We start from the raw sequence: 1,027 nt of genomic DNA on the forward strand, positions 1-1,027 counted from the left end.
AGTGTCTGAGCGATCATGGAAGCCAGGTGAGTAGGGCTGCGAGCTGGAGCGCTCCGAGGTAGTTGCGGGCGTTTCGGTCGTAGCGGGTGGCCAGGCCGCGCCAGTGTTTGAGCTGGCAGAAGCCTCGCTCGACGGTGTTGCGCCGCTTGTAGCGGGTCTTGTCAAACCCGACCGGGCGCCCGCCCCGCGAGCCCCGGCGGGCTCGGTTGGCCTGCTGGTCGCGAGGTTCGGGGATGGTGTGGGCGATCCCGCGGCGCCGCAACACCTCGCGGTTGGCGCGGGAGCTGTAGCCCTTGTCGGCCAGCAGGTAGTCCGGACGGGTCCGGGGCCGACCGGGTCCGGCACGATGGACTCGGATCCCGGCCATGAGCTGGGGGAACTGCGTGGTGTCGTTGACGTTCCCGGCGGTCAGCTGCAGCACCAGCGGCCTCGCCCGCCCGTCGACGACGCAGTGAACCTTGGTGGTCAGCCCGCCCCGGGAACGGCCGATCGCATGGTCGGAGGGCTCGGCGAGGACACGTCGTTCCCGTCGTCGCCGGTGATCGAGTCGGGAATTCTTGTCATTCGACCAAGCCCCCTGTGAGCGTGTCCGGGCACGAGACCGGGCCCGGTGCGGTGGCGGCGTTGCCGCCGATACGCCGGGCCGCGGCGCCGTGCTGATGGACCCGCACCAGCGAGGAGTCCGCCGAGACCAGCCAGTCCAGCTCCCCACGGGCATCGGCGTCGGCCTGCGCGGCGGCGAACAGCCGAGCCCAGGTGCCGTCCTCGCTCCAACGGGTCTGCCGCTCGTAGGCGGTCTGCCAGGGACCGAACCGCTCGGCCGGGATCTCCCGCCACGCCGCCCCGGTGCGGTACTTCCACGCGATCGCCTCGATCACCTGCCGATGATCACGCCACCGCCCACCCCGGCGCGGGGTCCGATCAGGCAGACGCGGCTCCAGCCACGCCCACGCCTCATCCGACAGAACCTGACGATCAGCCACGGCCCCATCCTGGCCGATGACCCAGCCAAGATCCGTTAGACACT

The 1,027-nt window shown here is 70.8% G+C and carries 1 pseudogene; it reads right to left on the reverse strand.

The features are described 5' to 3' along the window. Positions 1–13: 13 nt before the first annotated feature. Positions 14–983: pseudogene (locus tag PHY01_RS27865) on the reverse strand (IS5 family transposase). Between the last annotated feature and the right edge of the window lie 44 nt (positions 984–1,027).

It is taken from the genome of Pseudonocardia hydrocarbonoxydans (genome assembly GCF_006539565.1).
GTDB classification, from domain to species: Bacteria; Actinomycetota; Actinomycetes; order Mycobacteriales; family Pseudonocardiaceae; genus Pseudonocardia; species Pseudonocardia hydrocarbonoxydans.